The organism is uncultured Veillonella sp. (assembly GCF_963522475.1).
Lineage (GTDB): Bacteria > Bacillota > Negativicutes > Veillonellales > Veillonellaceae > Veillonella.
On sequence record NZ_CAUQYW010000007.1, the window covers coordinates 93,831 to 118,043 of the forward strand.

At 37.4% G+C, this 24,213-nt stretch carries 27 protein-coding genes and 1 pseudogene; 2 read left to right on the forward strand and 26 right to left on the reverse strand.

Annotated features, from left to right (window positions below; genetic code table 11):
- Nucleotides 1–24 precede the first annotated feature (24 nt).
- From RWP19_RS05695 to pduB (RWP19_RS05780), 18 genes are all read right to left on the reverse strand, one after another.
- Nucleotides 25–291, reverse strand: a complete 267-nt coding sequence (locus RWP19_RS05695; protein WP_295208184.1) for a EutN/CcmL family microcompartment protein — start codon at nt 289–291, stop codon at nt 25–27.
- Nucleotides 278–781, reverse strand: coding sequence for a PduM family microcompartment protein (gene pduM / locus RWP19_RS05700; protein WP_314356809.1), 504 nt, complete (start codon nt 779–781; stop codon nt 278–280). Before pduM ends, RWP19_RS05695 begins: the two co-directional genes overlap by 14 nt.
- Entirely contained in the window at nt 771–1,610 is an 840-nt protein-coding gene (eutJ, locus tag RWP19_RS05705) for an ethanolamine utilization protein EutJ (RefSeq protein WP_314356810.1), read from the reverse strand. The genes pduM and eutJ overlap by 11 nt, the downstream gene beginning before the upstream one ends.
- Before the next feature lie 10 nt (nt 1,611–1,620).
- Entirely contained in the window at nt 1,621–2,241 is a 621-nt protein-coding gene (gene pduL, locus RWP19_RS05710; RefSeq protein ID WP_314356811.1) for a phosphate propanoyltransferase, read from the reverse strand.
- 6 nt (nt 2,242–2,247) lie between these two features.
- Complete coding sequence (gene pduA, locus RWP19_RS05715) at nt 2,248–2,523, reverse strand: propanediol utilization microcompartment protein PduA (protein ID WP_005385294.1); 276 nt, start codon at nt 2,521–2,523, stop codon at nt 2,248–2,250.
- Nucleotides 2,524–2,549: 26 nt separating this feature from the next.
- Entirely contained in the window at nt 2,550–2,993 is a 444-nt protein-coding gene (locus RWP19_RS05720) for a BMC domain-containing protein (RefSeq protein WP_314356812.1), read from the reverse strand.
- Nucleotides 2,994–3,050: 57 nt separating this feature from the next.
- Nucleotides 3,051–3,893, reverse strand: a complete 843-nt coding sequence (gene pduB, locus RWP19_RS05725; protein WP_295208165.1) for a propanediol utilization microcompartment protein PduB — start codon at nt 3,891–3,893, stop codon at nt 3,051–3,053.
- Between the two features lie 2 nt (nt 3,894–3,895).
- The gene (gene pduA, locus RWP19_RS05730; RefSeq protein ID WP_005385289.1) at nt 3,896–4,177 is read right to left on the reverse strand and encodes a propanediol utilization microcompartment protein PduA; all 282 of its coding nucleotides are present in this window, start codon (nt 4,175–4,177) and stop codon (nt 3,896–3,898) included.
- A 44-nt stretch (nt 4,178–4,221) separates the two neighbouring features.
- On the reverse strand, nt 4,222–5,229 hold the full coding sequence (locus RWP19_RS05735) for a nicotinate-nucleotide--dimethylbenzimidazole phosphoribosyltransferase (RefSeq protein WP_314356813.1): 1,008 nt from the start codon (nt 5,227–5,229) through the stop codon (nt 4,222–4,224).
- Nucleotides 5,230–5,247: 18 nt separating this feature from the next.
- Complete coding sequence (locus RWP19_RS05740; RefSeq protein ID WP_227721300.1) at nt 5,248–5,688, reverse strand: EutP/PduV family microcompartment system protein; 441 nt, start codon at nt 5,686–5,688, stop codon at nt 5,248–5,250.
- Nucleotides 5,689–5,701: 13 nt separating this feature from the next.
- Nucleotides 5,702–6,064 carry an ethanolamine utilization microcompartment protein EutS gene (gene eutS / locus RWP19_RS05745; protein WP_038117203.1) on the reverse strand — a complete coding sequence of 121 codons (363 nt, stop codon included), beginning with the start codon at nt 6,062–6,064 and terminating at the stop codon, nt 5,702–5,704.
- 203 nt (nt 6,065–6,267) lie between these two features.
- A complete protein-coding gene (locus RWP19_RS05750) occupies nt 6,268–7,326 on the reverse strand; it encodes a cob(I)yrinic acid a,c-diamide adenosyltransferase (protein WP_314356815.1) in 1,059 nt (352 codons plus the stop codon).
- A gap of 27 nt (nt 7,327–7,353) precedes the next feature.
- On the reverse strand, nt 7,354–7,728 hold the full coding sequence (locus RWP19_RS05755; RefSeq protein ID WP_314356816.1) for a glycerol dehydratase reactivase beta/small subunit family protein: 375 nt from the start codon (nt 7,726–7,728) through the stop codon (nt 7,354–7,356).
- A complete protein-coding gene (locus RWP19_RS05760) occupies nt 7,725–9,551 on the reverse strand; it encodes a diol dehydratase reactivase subunit alpha (protein WP_314356817.1) in 1,827 nt (608 codons plus the stop codon). Before RWP19_RS05760 ends, RWP19_RS05755 begins: the two co-directional genes overlap by 4 nt.
- A gap of 18 nt (nt 9,552–9,569) precedes the next feature.
- On the reverse strand, nt 9,570–10,100 hold the full coding sequence (locus RWP19_RS05765) for a diol dehydratase small subunit (RefSeq protein WP_295208149.1): 531 nt from the start codon (nt 10,098–10,100) through the stop codon (nt 9,570–9,572).
- Between the two features lie 11 nt (nt 10,101–10,111).
- Nucleotides 10,112–10,810, reverse strand: coding sequence for a propanediol/glycerol family dehydratase medium subunit (locus RWP19_RS05770; protein WP_314356818.1), 699 nt, complete (start codon nt 10,808–10,810; stop codon nt 10,112–10,114).
- 9 nt (nt 10,811–10,819) lie between these two features.
- Nucleotides 10,820–12,481 carry a propanediol/glycerol family dehydratase large subunit gene (locus tag RWP19_RS05775; protein WP_295208143.1) on the reverse strand — a complete coding sequence of 554 codons (1,662 nt, stop codon included), beginning with the start codon at nt 12,479–12,481 and terminating at the stop codon, nt 10,820–10,822.
- A 21-nt stretch (nt 12,482–12,502) separates the two neighbouring features.
- Nucleotides 12,503–13,204 (reverse strand): propanediol utilization microcompartment protein PduB, encoded by a 702-nt coding sequence (gene pduB, locus RWP19_RS05780; RefSeq protein ID WP_295257903.1) that lies wholly within the window; start codon nt 13,202–13,204, stop codon nt 12,503–12,505.
- A 495-nt stretch (nt 13,205–13,699) separates the two neighbouring features.
- Between pduB (RWP19_RS05780) and RWP19_RS05785 the strand changes: the two genes are divergently transcribed.
- On the forward strand, nt 13,700–14,596 hold the full coding sequence (locus RWP19_RS05785; RefSeq protein ID WP_314356819.1) for a PocR ligand-binding domain-containing protein: 897 nt from the start codon (nt 13,700–13,702) through the stop codon (nt 14,594–14,596).
- 74 nt (nt 14,597–14,670) lie between these two features.
- Here RWP19_RS05785 and fucO read toward each other — a convergent pair whose 3' ends face one another.
- The 6 genes from fucO to RWP19_RS05815 form a co-directional block, all read right to left on the reverse strand.
- The gene (gene fucO, locus RWP19_RS05790) at nt 14,671–15,822 is read right to left on the reverse strand and encodes a lactaldehyde reductase (RefSeq protein ID WP_314356820.1); all 1,152 of its coding nucleotides are present in this window, start codon (nt 15,820–15,822) and stop codon (nt 14,671–14,673) included.
- A gap of 18 nt (nt 15,823–15,840) precedes the next feature.
- The gene (locus tag RWP19_RS05795) at nt 15,841–16,734 is read right to left on the reverse strand and encodes a dihydrodipicolinate synthase family protein (RefSeq protein WP_314356821.1); all 894 of its coding nucleotides are present in this window, start codon (nt 16,732–16,734) and stop codon (nt 15,841–15,843) included.
- Nucleotides 16,735–16,748: 14 nt separating this feature from the next.
- Complete coding sequence (locus RWP19_RS05800) at nt 16,749–17,858, reverse strand: L-rhamnose mutarotase (protein ID WP_314356822.1); 1,110 nt, start codon at nt 17,856–17,858, stop codon at nt 16,749–16,751.
- A gap of 68 nt (nt 17,859–17,926) precedes the next feature.
- On the reverse strand, nt 17,927–19,177 hold the full coding sequence (gene fucP, locus RWP19_RS05805) for an L-fucose:H+ symporter permease (RefSeq protein ID WP_314356823.1): 1,251 nt from the start codon (nt 19,175–19,177) through the stop codon (nt 17,927–17,929).
- Nucleotides 19,178–19,203: 26 nt separating this feature from the next.
- Entirely contained in the window at nt 19,204–19,983 is a 780-nt protein-coding gene (locus tag RWP19_RS05810) for an SDR family oxidoreductase (protein WP_314356824.1), read from the reverse strand.
- Between the two features lie 36 nt (nt 19,984–20,019).
- Nucleotides 20,020–21,537, reverse strand: coding sequence for an altronate dehydratase family protein (locus RWP19_RS05815; protein ID WP_314356825.1), 1,518 nt, complete (start codon nt 21,535–21,537; stop codon nt 20,020–20,022).
- Nucleotides 21,538–21,811: 274 nt separating this feature from the next.
- On the opposite strand from RWP19_RS05815, the gene RWP19_RS05820 reads away from it, so the two are divergent.
- Nucleotides 21,812–22,579, forward strand: a complete 768-nt coding sequence (locus tag RWP19_RS05820) for an IclR family transcriptional regulator (protein WP_314356826.1) — start codon at nt 21,812–21,814, stop codon at nt 22,577–22,579.
- Between the two features lie 114 nt (nt 22,580–22,693).
- Here the strand turns inward: RWP19_RS05820 and RWP19_RS05825 are convergent, their stop codons facing one another.
- Entirely contained in the window at nt 22,694–23,515 is an 822-nt protein-coding gene (locus RWP19_RS05825) for a MetQ/NlpA family ABC transporter substrate-binding protein (protein WP_295208116.1), read from the reverse strand.
- Between the two features lie 369 nt (nt 23,516–23,884).
- A pseudogene (locus RWP19_RS05830) lies at nt 23,885–24,213 on the reverse strand (DUF389 domain-containing protein); the annotation flags it as partial.

Genomic DNA, 24,213 nt, shown 5'->3' on the forward strand with positions numbered 1-24,213 from the left:
TGGCACCAGCTATTTCCTATACAATCACTTTTCAAAACTATCAATAATTCCCACAATAGCACAATCTACTGCGGTGCCTTTATCATCTTCGAAAATATGCCGTGCCGATGAACCTCGAGTTAGAAGCACATATTCACCTTCACCAGCACATACTGTATCGACGGCGATTTCTATGCGCCCCGTCAACTCTTGTCCTCCATCGAGAATATCTACCATCATCAGTTTCATTCCCTTTAGAGATTCATGCTTTTGAGTAGATACGATACTACCCACTACTTTACCGACTTGCATACTTCTCGTTCCCTTCAATTATTGTGATATCTAAGCGCTCAATTTCATCATGAGCAGCCATAGTGAATCGTTGTCCTCTATATATGACGATAATAGACTGACTTTCACAAGATTTTACAAAAGAAGCAGTTATCCATGCTTGATGACTGGCATATATAGGATGACCAAATTTATCTAGAAATTTAATAGGCCAATCTAGAATGACTGATGGATTCATCAACGAGGTTACAGGAACGGCTAAGCGTATTGTCACCTCACAGTCATACGCTAATGAACGATGCAGGCAAGCCACCCAAGGCACCAATGTATCGCTCATTAACTCTCGTATATGACCATAATCTATACCAGCAAAAGAAATGAGTTGATTCTGCAGCAATATATGTTCATCATAACTATTGCACTCTGTGACCATAAATACTGCAGTGGATGTCATGCGCTTTTCTAGGCGTTCTAGAACCAGTTTAACTAATACATCCATATTAATGCTCACTTCCTATGGCAATTCCTAAGGGCGTTACAAACTCTGGATATAACGGCTTATCTACGGGTAATCCTATATATTGACTGAAAGTTTTAGTAAACTCCTCAAAATTAGAAGCACCACCTACAACAACAATAGGAGTCCCCCTTTCATAGCCACCTTCTTGTAACGCACGCTTAGAAATAGCTGCCATCTTTTCGACAACAGGCCGTATAATTGCATATACATCGCGTTTATTAGCTTCATTGCGCTTATAAGCTTCCGCTTCAGAGATAGAAATTCCATAGGTCCCGCTAATAACAAGGTTCATATGGGTGCCCCCTGTAGGCTCATCTACGGTATATACAACTCGGCCATCTTTTAAAATGCTTATGCCCGTAGTACCACCACCGACATCGATAACAGCACCATCGGTGATTCCTAGCACATTAGCAGCAGCGGTAGGTTCGTCTAGAATACAGGTCACTTCAAAACCGGCACTTTCAAGAACATGCCCTACTACATCTTTATTCTTGCCTATCGTTCCAGGTGGAACAGCTGCTGCGGCATATACAAGTTCTGTACCTAAGGCCGCTTCTGCCTTAGCTTTTAACGCTCGCGTAATTGTAACAGCTCCCACATAGTCAACTACAAGGCCATCTCGAATAGATTCGTTATATTCAAAAGCACCATATATAGGTTTACCTTTATCGTTTACTACAGATAGGACAATAGATGATGTACCAAGGTCAATGCCTACACGCAAATTCTTTTGATTATGAGAGCTCACTTGTTTGGACTCTACAAGATCAGAGAACTCTTGCAAGGTATTATTTGCCTTTTTCAAACCTTTCATCATATCACCTACTTTACTGTACAATTCTCGCCATCACTGCACCTTGTACATTGGCAGCATTTGCCTCATCTGTATCAATATGGAGTTCTAAGACAAAACCAGGCACAGCCCGAACGATAACATCACCAAATACAGTAGTGCGTTCTGGCGTTTGAAGCTCAACATTAACGCTATCACCATCGCTTACATTAAACCGTTTTGCATCATCAGGCGACATATGAATATGTCTTTTTGCAGCGATACAAATAGGTTTCGTGATTTCCCCGTTTTCAGTACATAGAGTAATCTCTACGGCTGATTCTAAATGACCGGATAGCACAATAGGAGGTTTTATGCCTAATGTACGAGCATCGGTCAAAGATACCTCTACTTGAGACTGCTTTCTAAGAGGACCTAGTACTCGGACATTTTGAATGACTCCTTTAGGCCCCACTAAAGTAACTGTTTGTTCTGAAGCAAACTCTCCAGTTTGTTTTAAGTCACTTTTCTTAGTAATTGCCTGATTAGGGAATAATATATCCCAATCCTCCTGACATAGATGGACATGTCTATTGCTCACACCTACGGGAATGGACCATTCGAACATGGCTTCGATCACTTCTCGTACGATAGCACGAATCTGTTCCCGATCCATAAGCTATTATCCTTTCTTAGGTAAAATCAATTCTACGTCGCTATGAGGGCGTGGAATTACATGAGTAGATACCACTTCGCCTACTTTTTGTGCTGCTGCACAGCCTGCATCAACAGCCGCTTTTACAGCCCCTACATCACCGCGAACCATTACTGTTACAAGACCAGACCCGATTTTTTCTGTACCTTCTAATGTAACGTTAGCTGCTTTTACCATTGCGTCAGCCGCTTCAATTGCGCCTACTAAACCTTTTGTTTCTACCATGCCTAATGCGTTATTCATGATAATCTCCTTTATTATTTACTACTTTATTTCTTTTTAGGATTTTTCTTTGGTGTTGTTTTCTTTGTATCTGTGGACTTAGAACTTTTCGGTTCTATAATCGTAGATACAATTTCATCTAACATCTCAACAACCTTTTCATCTAATTGGGGTTTCTCTATTTCATCAGCTACCTTAGCTGGCTTCTCTGTAAAATCATCATTAAAGGATTCTACCAAGCCTTCTGCAGGTCGAGGAATTACTTTATGAGCAATATAAAGGTTCATACCTTTTGTAATAGCTACACCAGTCTGTACTGCCGCTTCAACAGCGGCTACATCGCCTACAACCTTTACGGTCATCCAGCCAAGACCTCTCGCCTTTTCTATGCCTATTAACCGTACATTTGCAGCTTTAACCATTGCATCTGATGCGGTAATAGCCCCTAGTAAACCAGCTACTTCTAGTAACCCTAGTGAATCTTTCACCATGCCACCTCCCAACGTATATATTTTTTGATGATTCGCACGTAGTTTACATAACCTTCATTAGATTATATAAGCATTACCTTTATTCTGAGGTCTTTCTCCCATAGTTTCGAGTAAGGTTAAGCCCACATCGCGTGCTGCTTTTACAGCTTGTTTGACCGCACCCGAATCACCACTAATTTGTAAAATAACTTCGTTACTCATAGCGGAACTCGATGGAGATTGATAACCTACTACATCTACATTAGCTGATTTAACTGCTGTATCTGCCATCACTACACCGATAGCTGCTGGAGCCCCAACTATCAACCCAAAGGCTTTACCTTCTGGTGTACCAAAGGCTGTAACTAAAGCTTCCCCTGCACGAGCTGTATATTGAATTTCCACATGACCTGCTTCATTCATATATACTTCGCCAAAGGTCCGTTCTAATTCACGTAATGCTACTTCTACAGAGCGTCTTACATCGGATACATCATCGCCACCAAATATGATAAGGGAACCAGCTCCGGCTCCACCTTTCATATCACGAGCAAACTCAATGCTAACAATCTCCGTATTCGTCGCCTTTACAGCTTCATCAGCAGCCATGATTTGAGGCCCTGCACCTGTACGTGAACCTAAGATACCGATAGATCGATATGATTTAGTAAGCTTCATAGCTTCCAATACTTGACTATCTACATTGGCAATTACGAGGCCAATTGTATCGCCTGTTGCAGTGCTACCTACGTGTTCAGTAATTATAGAAGTTTGTAGTTGACTTACCGTAGATGAACTTACAGGTGATGAAGCACATGATACATTATCTGTCACACCTGTATTTTTGCTTAAGTCAGCACTATCAATACGCATCAATACGCGCTTTAAAATCTCATCTACCATACTTTTAGTATCGGTCATAATTATTCACCCTTTGTTGGTAAAATACCTTCTACATCTTTATGTGGTCTTGGAATTACATGAGTAGAAATAACAATGCCTACACGTTCTGCAGCAGCTGCACCTGCATCTACAGCAGCTTTTACAGCACCTACATCACCACGAACCATAACAGTAACGAGACCAGAGCCAATTTTTTCATTGCCTACGAGTTCCACATTAGCTGCTTTAAGCATTGCATCAGCTGCTTCAATAGCGCCTACTAAGCCCTTAGTTTCAACCATACCTAATGCTTCTTGTGTCATCTGTTTTCTCTCCTTTTACAAAACATAGTACAAAGATTACAAATTTATTTTTCTAATAATTCCACCATGGTCCCTAAATTCATAAAGGCAAAGTGTGCTGTTTTAAGTAGTTGTACCATGAGTACAGCACCTGTACCTTCACCTAATGCCATTTGTCCATGGATTGGAACCTCATCAAGACGAATATTTGCATAGGCCAATGCTGCGGCCATTCCTACCTCACGAGAATAATGGGATGGAATACCATATAATGGAGCATCTCCATTCATTTGAGTAGCACAGGCCATTGCAACAGCTGTAATATACCCATCGATAACAAACGGAATATGTAAGTCTGTACAAGCTACCATAGCACCTGTAATAGCGGCTATATCAAAGCCACCTACACGGCTAATTACCTCTTTAGGACTATTTAAGTGTCCCTTATGATGAGATAATGCAGTACGTACAAACTCTCGTTTTTGATTCATGTACGCCTCTTCATCAGGGCCAGATCCAGGACCTACGGTTATCCGTGGGTCTAGTTTTGTAAGACCACTTAAGACAGCTGCTGAAGTAGTCGTATTCCCAACACCCATTTCTCCGAAGGAAAATAGATTGATACCCGATTCTGCATAGTAGACAACGCGGTTATATCCCGCTTGGTACGCTAAATCAAATTCTTCAGCACTCATAGCAGCACCATCTAATATATTCTTTGTGCCTTGAGCAACCTTTCGATTGACCCCAATACCTTGTGGGCAAGCAATGCCTACATCTACCACTTCATAAGGAATATGGTTAAAGATACAGTAATTAGCAACTGCACTTTTACCATCAATCATATTCTGAGACTGTTTACGAGTAATCTCATAGTTATAACCGATTAAGCCATCTACGGAAATACCATTATCTGCAGAAAAGATAATATGCTGAGCCTGAATCTCAGGTTTCATATCTTGCCAAGCGAGACACATTTTTTTGAAATATCGTTCCCATAGACCCAAGCTTTTTGGAATGATCGCCTTATTTAAAATAAATTGATTAAGTTGTTCTTCAAACACTTTGTCCATGGAAAAACCTTCTTTCAACTAACCGTATATGTAGTTACATAATTGTTTTAACGACTCTTCGTCGTGAACTGATATTTCAAAAATATTAGTGGCTCCCGCTAGTTTAAGATTGCGCCGAGGCGCCTCAACATCTTTACCCGTATCTACCTTTGATACAACCCCTATAACCTCGCGATTTAAGGAGTTTCCAAAGTTTGGTGGGAATATGGTTGTTTCATCACCTGCAGGAATCATGAAAATCACTAAGTCCGCGTCATAGGCGTGCAAGATAATACCTCGATAGTAATTAGGATTCTCCATATATTCTCCAGGGGTATCGATGAAGTTTCCCACTCTCGTTATGGCTTGTGTCTTATGATACGTAGCCGAGCCATGAGTAATCGTATCTGCTAATGTAGTCTTACCACAACCGCTACGCCCTACTAGAAGGATGCGTTTTTCTTTCTTTTCGGTACTCATAATTACCCTTTCATTAGGATCTTGTTAAATCCGTTGGGAAGAATCCTAATATACGTTGCAGACCTTCAATTACGCTGCGCAAAGCAGATTCAACAGCAGATACATCACCAGTTATGAGAAGTGCCCCCGAAAATCTATCGATGAAACCGATTTCGATATCACCAGATTTACTTGCAATATCGGCTGCAATAATGGTCCCTTCGCCAGGTGTTATGGTAAGAATTCCAATGGCATTGCGCCCCTTTTCCTCAAGCCCCATTTTTCTAAATAAATCTGGCTTAGGATTAGCAATAACATGAGCTATCGTAACCTGCTTTCCGGGTACAAATTCTTGTATGATGCGCTGTTTTGCATCAATTACCTCTTGAAAGGCCATATAATCTCCTCCTAATTCAAAATATATTTTTAACCTATTCAGCCTTACTATAGTTCATCGCATTTTATATTCTCTAGCTATATAGTTAAGGTGCTACTAATTCGAAGAACATTTATAGTATTACCAAATGCGATTAAAACGGCAGTACCAATAAACTCACTAATATATATTTGCGTTACATCCATGGTTTTCACCTCATAAATCTACAAAGATTGTAATGCGTGAGATGCAATATCCATATCCTGTGCCACAGTACCACCGCTAACACCGAGTCCTCCGATAATCTTTCCATTAATGATGATTGGATACCCACCACCAAAAGTACAGATTTTACGATTTACCATGGATTCTATGTTGAATAAATCGCCATCAGGCTGTGCGCTTGGATGTACTTCATGAGTTGCTGTTTTAAGCGCTACTGCAGTGTACGCCTTTGCCTGTGCGATGTCGTTGCTAATGAGCAATGCATCTGACATACGTAGGAAATACATTAATACACCATTTGTATCTACTATAGATACAACGATAGGTACACCTATGGACCGAGCGTAGTCCATTGCCGATTGTGAAAGCTTCATCATAATATGCTCTAACTCTGTTCCAGTTGACATATTATAAACTCCATTTTCAGTATTTTGCTCTATATTATTTACGCATTGATTTGTTTCTCTTAATATTTCAGCCTGACTAGTTACTACACGTTCTGAAACGCGTTCTGAAACCCGTTCCACAATTGTTTCCACAAATTGTACATAGTCTTCCATGCGAGCCATGATATATAGAGCATCAGATAGTCGATTAATAAATTTACGAACCTCATCGCGAATAGGTTCTACAGAACCTAAGCTTATAAGCAATCGTTCACCACGACGACAAATAGTACGCGCCACATGTAGCTCTGCAGCAGATAAATAATTTCCACTTAATATAAAGCTATGTTGCTGTGGCAATCTTTTTGTATAGTCATCAATCAGGTGTTCCAATTCGCTTATATCTTGCTGTGAAATTAGATTACTACTTTCACTAAGATGTTCCACATGAGGTGTTGCTACCTCTGCACATAAGCGAAATAGCTGATGTTGTATTGCGTGAAGCACATATTTATTGTCTGGTGAGACGACTAACTTCTCACATACACTAACCTGAGCATTTAATTCATCAAAGGTCCCATATGTGTCCACACGAAGTGAATTCTTAGGTACTCTAGTGCCATCAAATAAGGCCGTTGTACCTGCATCACCGGTTTTCGTATAAATAGCCATATGCACCACCTCTCAAGTCATTTGTATTTAAAAGGCTACTTCCAATCGTTTATCAAAAACAAAAGGATTTCCTTTTACAAGACGAGCTGCATTAACACCCAAGGTGCGTAAGCTATCTGGATATTGACTGTAACCACTAAGTCGGTAGATAAATTGATGAGCTGGTATATTTTTATAGGTCAACACAATAGCCTCATCATCAATGCCTATACCTACAGACAAAGCTGAGTTACGAGATGCTAGGTCGGCCAATAACATATGAGTACCATTATGGGACTCAATGACAACAGGTAGACCTTCTTCTTCAATACCATATAGAACAGGTTTTAGTATATCTTCACTGATATACTGTGTGGCATAGAGCAAAATGGTTGGCTTACTGATGATACTTTGATCCATCATAGGCCTCCCTTCTGTGCATAGGATAATACTAATCCTGTTGCTACCGCATTTCGTGCTCCTTCGACACCTCGAATATTGCCTCGACCTGCCACTAACGCATATTGTGAAAGTGCATCCGTTACAAGTTGAGGAATTTCAAAGTCTAATGCAGAACCACCTACGATAACTACAAATGGGATATCTCGCACATTATGAGTAGGACTAACAGATGCCAGAGCGCGGAGTGAATTAGTAACAAACACCCGTTTCTTTGCTGTTTGACGTACACGCTTAATTGTTTCTAGAGGGATATCGCGCTCTACAGGAACGAGTCCATCTGGCGTTACGATAACAACGCGTCCAAACAATGCTGCGGAAAGTGGTTCATTAAAGAACTGCACCGTTCCATCTTCGTGACGAATGTGATATACACTGAGTACTTGAGCCAATGGATCTCGTTTAATAGCTTCTGCAATATGTATATCCTCTAAACCAAGTTCGGAATTAATGAGCATAGTTACCATATTTCCTGCACCAGCAAGATGAATAGCCTTAATTTTACCTTCTTGGTTAATAATGGATGCATCCGTTGAGCCTGCACCTAAATCGAGTATGGCCATTGGTTTTGCGGTACCTGGTGTAGTCAAAGCCCCTAAGATAGCAGATTCAGCCTCTTCACCACCAATTTCAACAGGCACGCCTAATTCTTTTTCTACCTGCTTTGCAATGATTTCCATTTGTAGATGATCAGACTTAACCATAGAGGCAATACCTACTGCCTGTTCCATAGAGAACTCACCTGCGAGCCCACCTTTCACATTAATAGGAACAGCCACATCTACAGCTAATAAATCTTGAATATATACATCTTGCGACGTTTTATTCGTCAATTGAGCCATCGTGAGGCGAACCTTTTCAAGCATACCGCCTACATTCGTACCTGGTTCACCGCTGATATCCTCGATAGGATGAATGGATTCAACAGTTTCCATGATTTTCTCTGCCCCAGCAGATATATCTACGGATACAGTTCGGTCATTTCCCTGAACAATAATGGATCCTGCGGGTATTACCCGTTCTTTAACGTCCCCTGCAGGCGTTTTAATAACTACAGCAGACCGGTTACCGATGAGAGCTCTAGCAATTGGTACAATATTCTTTGTTTCCTCTGGTGAAAGCTCAAATACAGTGGCAATACCATAAGGATTAGATAATTGTGATACCACTTGCCCCGGTTCTACAACCTCTACAGCGGAAAGCATACCCATTGGGATTTTATCGATATACGCAACCTCGTCTACGATAGGAATTTTATTATCTAATCGATTATTAACGAGTACCCCGTCATCGGCTTGAAGAATAGCAGCACGAATATCATAGCCGCGTTTACAGTACGCATTGATAAGCTGTGCTACCAATTCAAAATCAATAATTTTGGGAGCTACCACAATGTATGGCTGATCTTGCGGCTTGTCGATGAGTTGTTCAATAGGAACCGTATAGCCTACTCCAAGACCTAAGCCACCTGGTGTTTTAGGATTATGGCCTATCATAGTTGATTCTGTAATAATTGTTTCTGTAATAGTTTCCATAGCCACATCGCCAATAACTGGTGTAGCTTCATTAATGCGAACTAAGTCAATGTCTCGTAGTGTAAGATTAGCAGACTTGATTAGCGACTTGAGAGCATCCATAAGGCCTACGATATTTTCGCGCGTTCCTTTAATACCCGTAGTACTGGCAATAGCAGAAGATAAGAACTTTACCTCTCCATTGCTATGAATTTCGGCCAAGGCCGCTTCTGTTGTAGAGTTTCCGATATCGATGCCAACAATTCGTTTCATAATGACATCTCCTATAGGTTAATTATCACCTTTCAGTTTTTTACGACGTTCATAGTTTTCTGCAGCCTCTCGTACAAAGTTTGCACAAATTGGAGCACCTAAACCATCAAGTTCGCTAGCAATATCTAATAGTTCTTGTTTAGAAGAACGATACGGACGAAGTGCATTATACATTTCAAGTAAACGTTTATCACTAACTTTCGTCATTTCTGCAGCACGGGAGAAGTTCAGTTCAATTTGATCTCGGCCCCCAGCCTTAGCAATTTGACCTTGAGCTTTCAAAATGGATGGCGATATTTTCAAATCATCCATTGTGATGTGACCTGCCATTACATTATCCATCGTAATATGGCTTAAGTCGCGACCTTGACCAAGATCAATCCATTCTGGATGTTTTTTAGCAATCGGATAATCTTCGATTGTAACCACTCTATCTACTGTATTAGTTGTAGATGGTGTATGAGGCACTGAGTACTGTGTCGTACTGTCTTTCGCCCCTTCTATTTCAGATACGATCTGCCGAATTAAGGCTTCTAATTCGTTAGCCATAGTAAACCTCCTTATACAGTGACACGAACTTCATCAGCTGGCTTACCTTTTACTACATGCTTAGTTTCCTTGATGTGAAGCAACGCAGACAATGCTTGGTATTTTGGACGAGCCATTTGATCGTTCAATGTTGGTACTGGTGTTGGGGATTCGCCCTTAGCATATTTAGCAGCATTTTTACCGATAGCGCGGTATGTTTCAGCTGTTAATAGCGGTGCTTGAGGGAATAATTCCAAGTTTGAAAGTGGTTGTAAGTCCCGTTGGTGAATCAAGGTTGTACCTTTAGATTGAATACCAATACATACACCGGATCCAGAAATAGAATCACCTTCAACGGCTACAGCTGCTACGTCAGAGGAACGGTATACGCGGATCACACGAGCTTTTAAACCTTCTTCTTCTATACCAGCAACTAATTGGCGAATAACCTCTTGATGCGGTACACCAACAATGGTTTGTCGTTGACTGCGACCAAAGGCAGGACCAACAGCAATGACAACTTCATCTGCGCTTGTACCAGGTTGTGCAGGACCACCAGTTTGGAGCCAGCTATCGTCACCAGTTGGGTCTTCATGTCTAGGCACTGCACTTGGTGCTGTACTTTTACCAACACTAGCCTTAAATTGTGGTGCCTCATGAACACCACCCATTTCTTGTAAAACGTCTAGAATAATAGAGCGTAATACATCTCTGTTAATTTCAGCCATCATGACACCTCCTTATATATCCCGTGGATCAATGGCGTTTGGAATATTTTTAATACGTTCCCAATCTTCACCTTCCACACGATACCCTGTGCCAACACCTTGATAGTCATTTCTATTATTAATCGCAGAGATAACATTAAAATCACGGTCAAAGATGGCCGATGTTTGTAAGTAATCGCCGGAGATTTTTTGTTTTAATAAGTTCAAAATACTTTGTGCTACATCTTGATGACCTTCTTTAGCTAAGCCTTTTACAAAATCAACACCTGTAACACCGCGGTTCAACAAATCTTGAGCCGCTTTAATATCTGCAACTTTATCACGAGGAGGCATATCTTTAGATCCGTTAGCATAAGTAGCAGCCTCTACCTCTTGATCTGTAATCGGAGGCAAACCTAAGGCTTTGAACAAAGCTTGTAGTGCACGAGCCGCTTTATTACGAACCGCTACTACTTCCTCTTCACGAGCAGGGATAAGACCGCCATTTACCTTGAGGTCACGTTGGATAACTGTCCAGTCATCATAATCCTCTGCATCCCAGTTGGACCCCGCAAACATGTTGTCATAGTTTGGTGTAGAGCTATAACCAGAACAGATAAAGTCAGTACCTGGTGCAAATTGCATCAATGTACGAGCTGTTCTACGCAAATCAGAATGACTGAATGTTTGGTCATTACTAGATGCACATTCTAGGTCAAGCATTGCTGCTACAAGGTTTTCTGCTAATACAGCGCGGATACCAGAAGGTACAGCTGCTGGAATGCCGATACAGCTTACAGAACCATTTTGGATACCTTGTACGCCAGCGCCTTTAGTAATGTATAGGCAGCGGATTTCAAGATACAACATAGATTTACCTTCTGCTTGGCCCATTTGTACTTCAGAACCCGTACCAGAAGTAAAGCGCATTTTAAGACCGCGAGATGCATAAGCAGATGCAAGGAATCCTTTAGACCACGGTGTATCATCCCCATCGGTAAATACGTCTTCTGTACCATATACTGAGATTGTTTCTGCATAAGCTGTGAAGCCACGCATACCAAGTTCTAATTCTGTTGCTTCTTCCAGGGAACATTGAGTCAATACTCCTGGTCGACCACATTGAGAGCCTACAAGTAAGCTGATAGCATTAAGTGGTGCATAACGTGCAACGGCTACAGTTGTTTCTTCTTCTGCAAACCCACGAAGTGCACCTTCCGCGGCATCGGCTGCTATTTGTACTGGGTTATCATTTACGTTCGTTACATGGGCTTGGTTAGCCATTGTACGACGAGCACGCATTTTTTGCATACATTGCATCATTTCAACAACGTTCATACAAGAAACAACTTCAAGCATTTTTGCTGGAGTAATAGATTTACAAATCTTAACGATTTCTTCACGAGGTACTGAAGGTGTAAGCATCATATTGGCAATCTCTTTTGACTCCTTTGCCATTGCTTCTTGAGCACCATCGAGAACGATACCATAATTTGCAATAAATGTATCGATAAGATCAAAGTCTTCACGGCGTTTACCATCGAGTTCTACGATGCGGCCACCTTCGATTTTGAGGCTAGGCTTTGGATCTTGAGGAGATTCCATGGCTATAAAACCTTCCTCTACCCATTCCTTTACATAACCATCCTGATTGACAGGACGTTGACTTAAGACTTCAAAACGTTTTGATTTCATAGGGCATACCATCCTTTCAGATTAGATATAGGAAGGGGCTCCGTTCACAGGTTCGTCACCCATCGTACCGAGCAATTGTTTACCTACTTCTCGAGCAGAGATAACTGCTTGTCGTACAGCCCCAGAATCGCCAGAAATCTGTAAAATTACTTCGTTAGAATTACTTGTACCTGCAGAAGGAGATGCATAACCAATTACATCAACGTTTGCTGATTTAACAGCTACATCGGCCATAACTACTCCAATAGCAGCTGGAGCACCTACAATAAGCCCAAATGCTTTACCTTCAGGTGCACCAAATGCTGTATTTACTGCATGACTAGCACGTGCTGTATATTGAAGTTCAATATGTCCAGCATCATTGGCGTATACATCGCCAAACGTGCGCTCCACCTCAGCTAATGCCACTTCAATAGCTCGTTTTACATCAGATACATCGTCACCGCCAAAAATAATTAATGAACCATGACCTGCGCCACCTTTAGTATCACGAGGTAACTCAATACTAACGATTTCTGTATTTGTTGCTTTTACTGCTTCATCAGCTGCCATAATATGTGGGCCTGCACCAGTACGAGCACCTAAAATACCGATTGACCGATATTTTTTCTTTAATTTCATTGCATCTAAAACTTGTTGATCTACGTTAGCAATTACGAGACCTATAGTATCACCAGTTTTGCTAGTCCCTACAAATTCAGTTAATCCACATGTTATCGCCATAATACCCTCCATACGTATAATGAAAGTATCTATTGTACAGGAAACTATGTTACAGTGTAGCATTTTATATCTTTAATTGTTTATTTAACTATTCATATGTATGCAACATTAACTCCTATACACCATATATCTCTATAGAGCATGCCGTCCTATTCAGTCGCTATCCATTGGGATCAATCCTTTCCAAACACATTTAATATAAAGGCTTTATCTATCTTTATTATAAAAATAATTAAATACAACTTTTTTATGTATATTTGTAAAATACGATTTTTCTATTATTAAAATACTACAATTCTGTTATACTTATATACATAAAGCAGAATAAGTATTAATGATAACGCTATGTTATATGTATATGATTTTTAGATGGTATGTCACTTTTCTCTTTTCCAGGTTTATAGCCTGTCCATTAGATAGAGAGCAAGTAAAGCTATTTTCAGCGGTGTCCTTACTAGCCCTCTTAACACGTTATTTGTGATTGGAGGTTTCACCATGATTTGTACAAATGCAGATACGAAACTCATTAACGAAATTATGCGTGATTTTACAAACATAACAAAAATTGCAGCCATTTTTGTTAATAATCGAGGGAAAGTCTTATCTCAAGAATATAACTTTTCTCCATTTTGTAAGATTGTTAGGCGCAATCCAATTTATGCCAAGCGTTGTAATCAATGTGACTTATATGGTGGGTTAGACGCTACTAAAGAACTATCCTCCTGCCCATATCGCTGTCACATGGGCCTCATAGATTTCTCCGTACCAATTATGAAAGACGGAGCAATTTTAGGATTTATAATGGCAGGTCAAACGAAAACAGAGGATACTACAATTAAGCCAATTTTACCTACCCAAACAGATTGGCATGAGGATACTAAGCTTCGTTCCTTATATCGGACTTTACCTGTTCTTACAGCAGAACAAATTTACAGTGCTACAAAAGTTTTACGGATTTTGGTAGAGCATTACTTTCCATTTAACGATTTAGTAGCAGAAGAGATGCCATTGGAACAATTACCAGACTTTGTAGAATCAGAACGACCTATTAATCGTCCAGAGATTCGAAAAGCTATGTTATATATAGAAAAAAACCTAAGTAAACGCGTGTCACTCAGGAGGATTTCAGAACATATTCATTTAAGCGAATCTTACTTCTCTAAAATTTTTAAAGATGATACAGGACTTTCAGTAGTACAATATATAACGTTATTACGTATACAAGAAGCAAAAAAACTATTAGTATATTCCCAACTAACGGTTAATCAGATTAGTAAAACTTTAGGTTACAATAGAACTAGTTATTTTTGTAAAATATTTAAAATGGCAACTATGGAAACACCACATTCATACCGAAAAAAATATACAAATCCTTTAGAAATTCAATTATAAAAAGTAGGCAGTAAAACCATATTTCTAGGTTTTACTGCCTACTTTTCATGTTCAGTCAGATTTAATAACTAAAATTACATAATAGACTTATAAATATTAATAATATCATCTAATGTTGGATCCTTAGGATTGCCTGGTGTACATGCATCAGCCATAGCTGATTCGGCTAAAAACTTAAGATCACTCTCCTTAACACCAACATCTTTAAGATGTTTTGGAATATTCACATCATCAGCTAGTTGTTGTATTGCATCAATAGCAGCCTTATCAGCTTCTTCCTTATTCATCTTTTCAAGACCTTGTACGCCAAAAACACGAGCTATTTCTCTATATTTATTACCTGTTGAACTAGCATTAAACTTTAATACTGCTGTCAACATCATAGCACAAGCCTTACCATGAGGAACATCATAAAGAGCACTAAGTGGATGCGCCATAGAATGTACTATACCTAGACCAACATTAGAAAAGCCCATTCCGGCAATATATTGAGCTAAAGCCATTTCCTCTCTAGCATCAAAATCTCCTGCAACAGCCTGACGCAATGATTTTGCAATTAATTCAATAGCTTTAATATGCAACATATCCGTTAATTCCCAAGCGCCCTTAGTAATATATCCTTCTATTGCATGAACTAATGCATCCATTCCAGTCGATGCGCAAAGGCCTTGAGGCATAGGTGCCGACATATCAGGATCAACAATTGCTACAACTGGAATGTCATGAGAATCTACACAAACAAATTTACGTTTTTTCTCAACGTCAGTAATAACATAATTAATAGTAACCTCAGCCGCAGTGCCAGATGTTGTACTAACTGCAATAATCGGTAATGATTTATTTTTAGTTTCTGCCAAGCCTTCTAAACTTCTAACATCTGAAAACTCTGGATTAGTCATAATAATACCAATAGCTTTACTAGCATCAATAATACTACCACCACCAATAGCTACAATAGCTTCAGCATTAAACTTTTTACAGGACTCAACGCCACTTTTAACATTATCAATGGTAGGATTAGGCTTAATATCTGTAAAAATTTCAAAATCAATACCAGCATTCTTAAGCAAATCTGTAACCTTAGTAGCTATACCAAATTTAAGAAGATTTTCCCCTGTCACAACTAAGATTTTTTGTAAATGTCGTCCTTTAAGTTCGTTTACAATCTCTTTGATTGCACCTTTACCAAAATACGAAGTTTCATTGAGAATTATACGTTTACTCATCTTTCTACCTCCATACCATCATTCTCTCCAAAGACGATTTGCAACTGCATCAAGATCTGCTTTTACATCTGCTGTTAATTTACTAATAGGTACTCTACAATTTTCCTGGATTGAATATCCCATTTCATTCAAAGCCCATTTCATAAGTGGATTAAACGGTGTATATGCTTCGTAGAATAATGCATACTTATCAATTTTTCTTTCTATTTCAACAATTTTGTTATAATCACCCTTATTTAAAGAAGAAACTAAATCATGGCATAATTTAGGATATACATTAGATAATGCGCCAATGCAACCAGCACCTCCAGATATAACTACAGGAACACAGTTAGTATCATAACCAGTAAAGACCTCAAAAGATGGATATTTAGGTAAAATTTCATTAATATATTTTTGACTATGTCTCGAAACTGGATGAGTATCTTTAATACCTATAAGATTATTATGCTTTTCTAACAATCGTAACACTGTATTAACAGATATATCGTAACCAGTACGATCTTGATAATTATATAAATATACGTTTCCAGAGATATGACCTAAAATATCGTCAAAATAATTAAAAACATCTTCTTGACTACATGCACTGTAATATGGTCCAACAATAATAACCGCATCAGCACCTTTTTCCAATGCAAAATTAGAAAGGTTTATTGTTTCCATCCGATTCATACGGCCAGTTCCTGCGATTACAATACTTTGATGATTAATATAATTAACAGCATCTGAGATTAATTCTTCAGCTTCATTATAATTCAATGCATAAAATTCGCCTGCACTACCACCAATCAATATACCATCAATGCCATTAGACAGCACATGATCATATAATCCATGCATATCTTCATAATTAATTGTGCTGTCATCATTAAAAGATGTTAATATAGGACATAAATATTTAGCACTCATATATATCGCTCCCTTTATTTATTTAAATCATAAACCAAATCCATATCTGCCCACCATTCACTCTTCAGCGCGCCATCAATTCTCTTTTGACAAGGGTCTGTTTCTTTCCACCAACGGTTTGTTTCGGGATCTTTTGCCATCTTCTCCATATCATAATTAAAATCATCTCCGCAATATTCCATTACAGAAAATAACAAGTCATCACGATTCCAAATTTTATATTTTGTAATACCACACTCTCTAATCATTTTATTAACACTAGAAAATGGGTCAGCATGTAATTTTTTATAATACTCTGCTTTTTCTGGACGTAATTTAATAACAGAAGCAAAAAGCTGTGGCGGATTAATTTTGTATAACTTTTTAGCAGTTTTACCAAAAACATCTACATCATCCTTAAAGTATTCACGTACACAATTCAAATGATCTGCAAACGATGAATATAAATTAACTACAGGATAATTAGATGCATACATTAATCTTGAATGATCAAAAGTGCCGGCAATAAAATCCAAAAGATTTTTAACAAATATTTTATCTTCAGTTGGAAACCCTGAAACTTTACAATATACATTAGGTAACGAAGCTAATTTAGTCATTGATTTTTTATAATTATCATCTAGAGTCTTTACATTACCACAATGATTAATTACTACTTTAGCTTCTGGCACCTGTTTTATAGCATTATATAAGTCTTCTAATTCCGCTACACGATTACAACTTTCAAATAATAAATCTTGTTTAGCTAAAACTTCTAAGCCTTGAATAAAACTACGTTCTAAACAACGTCCACGAGGAGAGCTATCAATATGAAGTGGTTCTCTAACTCCTACAATACCAATTGGCAAACGCATATGCTCACATAGATGACGAGCTCTCATAACACGAGCTAAGATATATGGACTTTTTAATTTGAAAATATAATCATCTTCTTGAATTGCGTTATCACAGTCTACTTCTACATAAACACCACCTTTAAAATTGAAATCATACTGTCCATAAGCTTTTACGATGTCATCCATCGAAAAACTACGTTTTATAACACCAGCACAAGAATTTAACCAAGGTAAATTTAAGATATTTAAATCCCAAATATGAAAATGGCTATCGACAATTTCAAGCATTATTAGTTCTCCTTTAACTAGATTATGTATGTAATAGAATCGCAATCAGAGTCAGTTCTCATATAATACTAATTACGGTTGATACTCTTTGGACAACTTCCAAAAAATCCATACCAAGCTACAAACAAGAAACAAGGTATTAGTAATAAGAAAGAATAAGCAATATTATGATGATCAGCAATTAATCCCATGAAATATGGCATAATAGCACCACCAACAATAGTCATAATCAAAACGCTAGATGCTGTTTTAACCAATGCATCAGGTATATCAGTAATAGCAAGGGCAAAAATAGTTGGGAAACTAATTGACATAAAGAAGAAAGATGCAATAAGAATAAAAACAGATGCACTACCAGTAACAATATTAAGCAAAATCATAATACATACATTAATAAGGGAATAAATTCCCAAAACACACCCTGGTCTAAATTTTTTCAATAAAGGTGTAGTAACAACACGCCCTACCATAAATGCAACTAAAGCAATGCTAAAGAAAAATGCCGCTTGAGAATCAGATAATTCTGGCCAATGATCTACACTATAATTAATAAAGAATGCTCCTGCACCAACTTGGGAGGCAATATAGAAGAATTGAGATAATGCACCTAGTCTAAAATGGCGATAACTAAAGAGTTTTGAATAACTAACTTCATTATCTTCAGCTGAGCCCGTATCTCCTGAAATCTCGGATCCTTCTGGCAATTTATTAAATACAAAAAGCAATAACATAATAATAATGATTGCGGCAATTCCAACATATACCATTTGTACACTATGCATATTATCTGCTACATCACCACCATGTGTAACAGATAAAAATAACGCACCACCAATGATAGGTCCTAAAAATTGACCAATACCATTGAAAATTTGAGCTACATTAATACGAAAAGCAGCATCTTTATCACTACCTAATTTAGTAATGTAAGGATTAGCATTAGTCTCTAAGCTACCTAAACCACAAGCTAGGATAAAAAAGGCACCAAGAAACATGTAAAAACTATACGCATTACTAGCAGGAATAATTAATAATGCACCTATTGCATAAAGTGCTAACCCCATAATAATGCCACCCTTAAAGCCAAACTTTCTCGCTACTAAAGCTGCTGGTGTAGCTATTACGAAATAGCCTCCAAAATATGCGGCCTGTAATAAACCTGATGTGGCTTTTGTAATACCTAACTGATTTTGAAAGTTTTTATTCATTACATCAATTAAGCCATAGCTAACGCCCCACATAAAGAATAAGATCGTAACCAACCAAAAAGCTAACTTAATTTTACTGCCACTTATTTTTACAGTTTTATCAGTAGACATAATTCCACCTCCTAGCGCTGAGTGATTTAACTCAACGCTCTGTCCAAATGTACATATCCACCATCAACAAAAATCCATTGTCCTGTAGTATGGGAAGATAAAGAAGAAATAACAAAAACTGCTGTATTAGCAATTTCTTCTATTGTAGTAAACCGTCTTTCAAATGGGATTTTATCAGTAATCACTTTTTTCCGTTCTTCAGGATTATCAAAAGTCTTAATCCAATTTGCGTATAGTGGTGTCCAACATTCACTCACTACAATAGCATTGCTACGAACACCATATGGTAAAAATGCTGCTGCCCATTCACGAGTTAAACCTAAAATAGCACCTTTAGCAGCTGCATACGCACTAGTTTTCCCTTGTCCAGTCAATGCAGTCTTAGAACCAATATTTAATACACAGCCTTTTACTTCTTTTAAATATGGCAATGCAGAACGTACTAATTCATAATAGTGAGTTAAATTTCCATGCAAACTTTTTTCAAACTCTTGCCAACTTGTTTCTTCAATAGCTTTATTGTCATTTGCACCGGCATTATTAACAACAGCATAAATACCACCATATTTTTTTGCCACAGAATCAACTATTGGTTTAATTTTATCGGTATCATTTAAATCGATTTGAACAAATTCATAATTATTGGTAATCGATTCCATCGATTCTATAAATTCTTTTTTCAATGGGGATCTTCCTAAAATAACTGGTATTGCACCTTCCTCAGCTAATCTAAGAGAAATACCACTGCCTATACCACTGCCACCACCAGTAACTAAAACAACCTTACCTTTTAATTGTAAATCCATGATACTTACCTCCTAAAAATAATAAATTTAATCATTTTATACTGTTGTTGCTAAACGCCAAATCGAAAAATCATTTTGTTCATTCTCTTCTGCCTTAGTCTCCTGTCCATTGCCTACGTCTACAATGGCATCTATAATTTCAACCCCCATTTCTTGTATTGTTTTTTCCCCTCTAACAACAGTTCCTGCATCTAAATCAATGGAATCATTCATATGAATAAACGTATCTGTATTAGAAGCTACTTTTATTGTTGGAACAATTGGACTACCCGTTGGAGTGCCTCTACCAGTTGTAAAAACGACAATATTACAGCCACCAGCTGCCATACCACTTAATTGTTCTATATCATTGCCTGGAGTATTCATAAACGTTAACCCATCAGCTGTAATTGGCTTGGCATAGTTTATGACAGAGTTTACAGTGGTATTTCCTGCTTTATAAATACATCCCAAGGACTTTTCTTCTATACTACTTAACCCTCCCTCTATATTACCTGGGCTAGGGTTAGCACCTCTAATATCTGCATGTGAATCAATAACCGTTTGTTCAAAATTTCTAATAGTATCTAAAATTTGTTTGTGAACTTCAGTATTGCAAGCTCTTTCAGCTAATATATGTTCTGCCCCTATAAGTTCAGTAGTTTCCGCTAAAACAACTTTTCCACCATGATTAACAATAATATCGGAGGCGGCCCCTAAACTTGGATTTGCACTCAAGCCAGAAAAACTATCACTGCCACCACACTCTGTTCCCAAAACAACATCAGCTAAACTTCCTTCTGATCGTTTAACTGCCATAGCTTGATTTAACATAGTTTTTACAATCTCTACACCTTTTTTTACACTAGCGTTAACACCACCACAATCCTGAATATTAAAATATTCAACTCTTTTATATGGTGTACGTGTCTTAATTTGTTTAGCTGTAGACTCGGCTTGGACTACCTCACATCCTAACCCCACAACTAGTACGGCATACACATTTGGATTTGCACCAGATCCTACCAATACATCTTGTGTCTGAGTCGCATCATAACTTAATTCACTACATCCATGTTGATGATTAACAAAAACAACTTTAGAATCAGAGGATGATGATATTCCACTATACTTAACTTCATTTGCAATTCGTTCTACAACTTTGTTAGCACAATGTACACTTGGAATTATTAATACATGATTTCTGAATCCAAAGCTTCCATCAGGTCTTCTAAATCCAGTAATTTTATATTCCTTAGAGCTATTTGTTATCGAATGTGACCTATTACCATCTTGTTTAATGGTTTTAAGAGTTGAATCTAAATCTCCACGACCTCTTTCACCATCTATATTATGAATATGCACCCATTCGCCAGACTTAATATCTTTATTAGCCACACCAATATGGGCACCATATTTTATAATCGGTTGGCCTTTTAAAATATTTTTTGTTGCAAATTTATGCCCTTTTGGTATTTCTTCTTGGATAGTAACCTCTAACGCTTTATCATTTTTATGAAGTAAAGTCAGTGCAGTTCCTACATTATCAGAATTATTTACATGAATTGCATTCATAGTAATTCCTCCTATAAAATAGATAAATTTCCATAAACTTTTATAGTTTTACTTCTCTTGTTAATCCTATAATATTCCTGGTGTTCGTATATGTCAACATAATTCGTATATACGAACGAATAATTATAAAAGCTTTGAGTATATTAGTATAAATTCAATATTAGACTAAAAAAAAGCATTTTAAAAACTAAAAATGTTTCTAAAATGCTATTTGAAATTTAAGCTAAAAAAGCTATTATTATATTAAAGATATTTATCAAAAGGGACTTACAATATGATGAAAGATAAATTACATAATCCTACTTTACGAGTTATAGAAATTATTGAGACTATTGCTGAAAATCAATCAGGACTCAGTCTATCACAAATATCAAATATGATACATTGTCCAAAAAGCACTTTAATTCCTATCTTAAAGACATTATGTGAACGGAATTATCTCCTCTTTTCTAAAGAAACTCTATTATATACAATGGGCAAAGAGATTTTATTTCTTAGCAGTATGTACGATTCTACTAATACTACTTTAGATTTAATACAAGAACAAATTAAACGATTATCTACTGAGTGTAACGAAACATGCCATTTAGGAATTTTAACGGGCAATGAAATTATGTATTTACTAAAAATAACTACGACTAATCCTATTCAACTCATTTCATCTGTCGGTAAAAGACTACCAGCATATGCAACTGCTCTTGGTAAAGCATTATTATTTGACAAAGACTTAAAAGAATTAGAAGAATTATTTCCAGAGCCATTTCAACTATTTACTTCCCATACACTACACACACCATTAGAATTATTCCAAAATATTCATAATAATAAAGATAAATTTACATACGAAAACGAAGAAATCACCAAACATGCTTGTTGTATTGCTTTACCAATACGACAAAATGGTAAAATTGTGGCAGCTCTTAGTGTAAGTTTTCTAACATTTACAACGTCTTCAGAACATATACTCAAGATAAAAAAAGAATTATTAAAATCTGCTTCGATTATAGAGAAAATAATTAAAAATAAAGGATTTTCTTATTAGATCTAATAAGAAAACTTTATAAGATACAGTAGAAAATATATAAAAAAGTTGGGGTACGCTCATAATTGAGGTACCCCAACTTCTTTATAATTGCTTAATTTTATTCACCGTATATTAGAACGCTGGGATAATAGCCCCATTGTAATGTTCTTCAATGAATTTCTTAACTTCTGGAGATTGTAATGCTTTAGCTAATTTTTGGATAGCTGGTTTATTTTCATCACCAGGGTTAACGGAAAGGAGATTTGCATATGGAGAGTCAGCTTTTTCTACGAATAAGCCATCTTTTGTAGGATTAAGACCAGCTGGCAACGCATAGTTAGCATTGATTACTGCAGCATCTAAATCTTGGATAGAACGAGGAATTTGAGCTGCTTCTAACTCAGTAATTTGAATATTTTTAGGATTGCTAGTTACATCAAATACTGTATTAGTCAAACCAGTTGGATCTTTCAATGTTACTAGACCAGCACTTTGCAACAAGAGAAGTGCACGAGCACTGTTTGTTGGGTCAGACGGGATAGCTACTTTTGCGCCATTTGGCAAGTCTTTCAAGTCTTTAATTTTTTGAGAGTAGATAGCCAATGGTTCGATGTGAACGGGTGCAAAGCTTACAAAGTTTGTACCATGATCTTTATTGTAGTTATTTTGGTAAGGTACGTTTGCAAAGAAGTTTGCATCTACTTCATGGCTAGATAGAGCCATATTTGGTTGGATGTAGTCTGTAAATTCAACGATTTGTAAGTCTACACCTTCCTTAGCCAAAATAGGTTTAACTTGTTCTAATATTTCAGCATGAGGTACAGGATTTGCTGCTACCTTTAATACCTCTTTAGAGCCACTAGAGCTCGCGTTATTTGTGGAAGAGCCACAACCACTAATCAATAAGGACGCACCTAGTACGGCCGTCGCTGCTAATGCTAACCATTTTTTCATGTAATCCTCCTATCTACGATGAAAACCTACATCTCGGACGAGGACTCATACGTATACAACATTTGTAGATATTATAATAAATCTATTTTTCTTATCAAGTATCTACATTTGATTATTTAATAATTTCGATGTAGTAAGTATATCAATTTAATTCCTACTCGTATAATAGATTTTATATATGTATTAATATAACTTTAATCTATAGCAAGATAAGAGTAATTACATTTAGCTATGCCAAGTACATAAAAACGGTACTAAGATGATTCCCCGTACTACTAGGTAATATACCTAATAGGTACAATCAAACTTAGTACCGTTATTAATATCGCTCTATATAATAAACAATCTAATCAAAATCAAAAAATCAACTTATAGAGTTGACCTTGTTTGCTCGATAGAAATAGTTACAGGTGCTGATAATTTAGCCTCTAGCCAAGCTTTTATTCGTTCTGAATCTGCATCAGATACAGTGGATGTGGTATGGATGATCACCATATAGCGACTTGCTTTAGTCTGTTCTAGATTATCTATAAAAGGCATACCTTCCACTTTGCTTACAAACGGGAATAACGCCTTTGCTTCAGCATCTGTCGTTTTCATAGTATTTATAGTTTCACTTACTAGTTGATAAGTCGGCTGGTACAGATTACTCAAGTTTTTATATGTTTCAAGATTCTCTGAAGATTTATTCAAGTTCG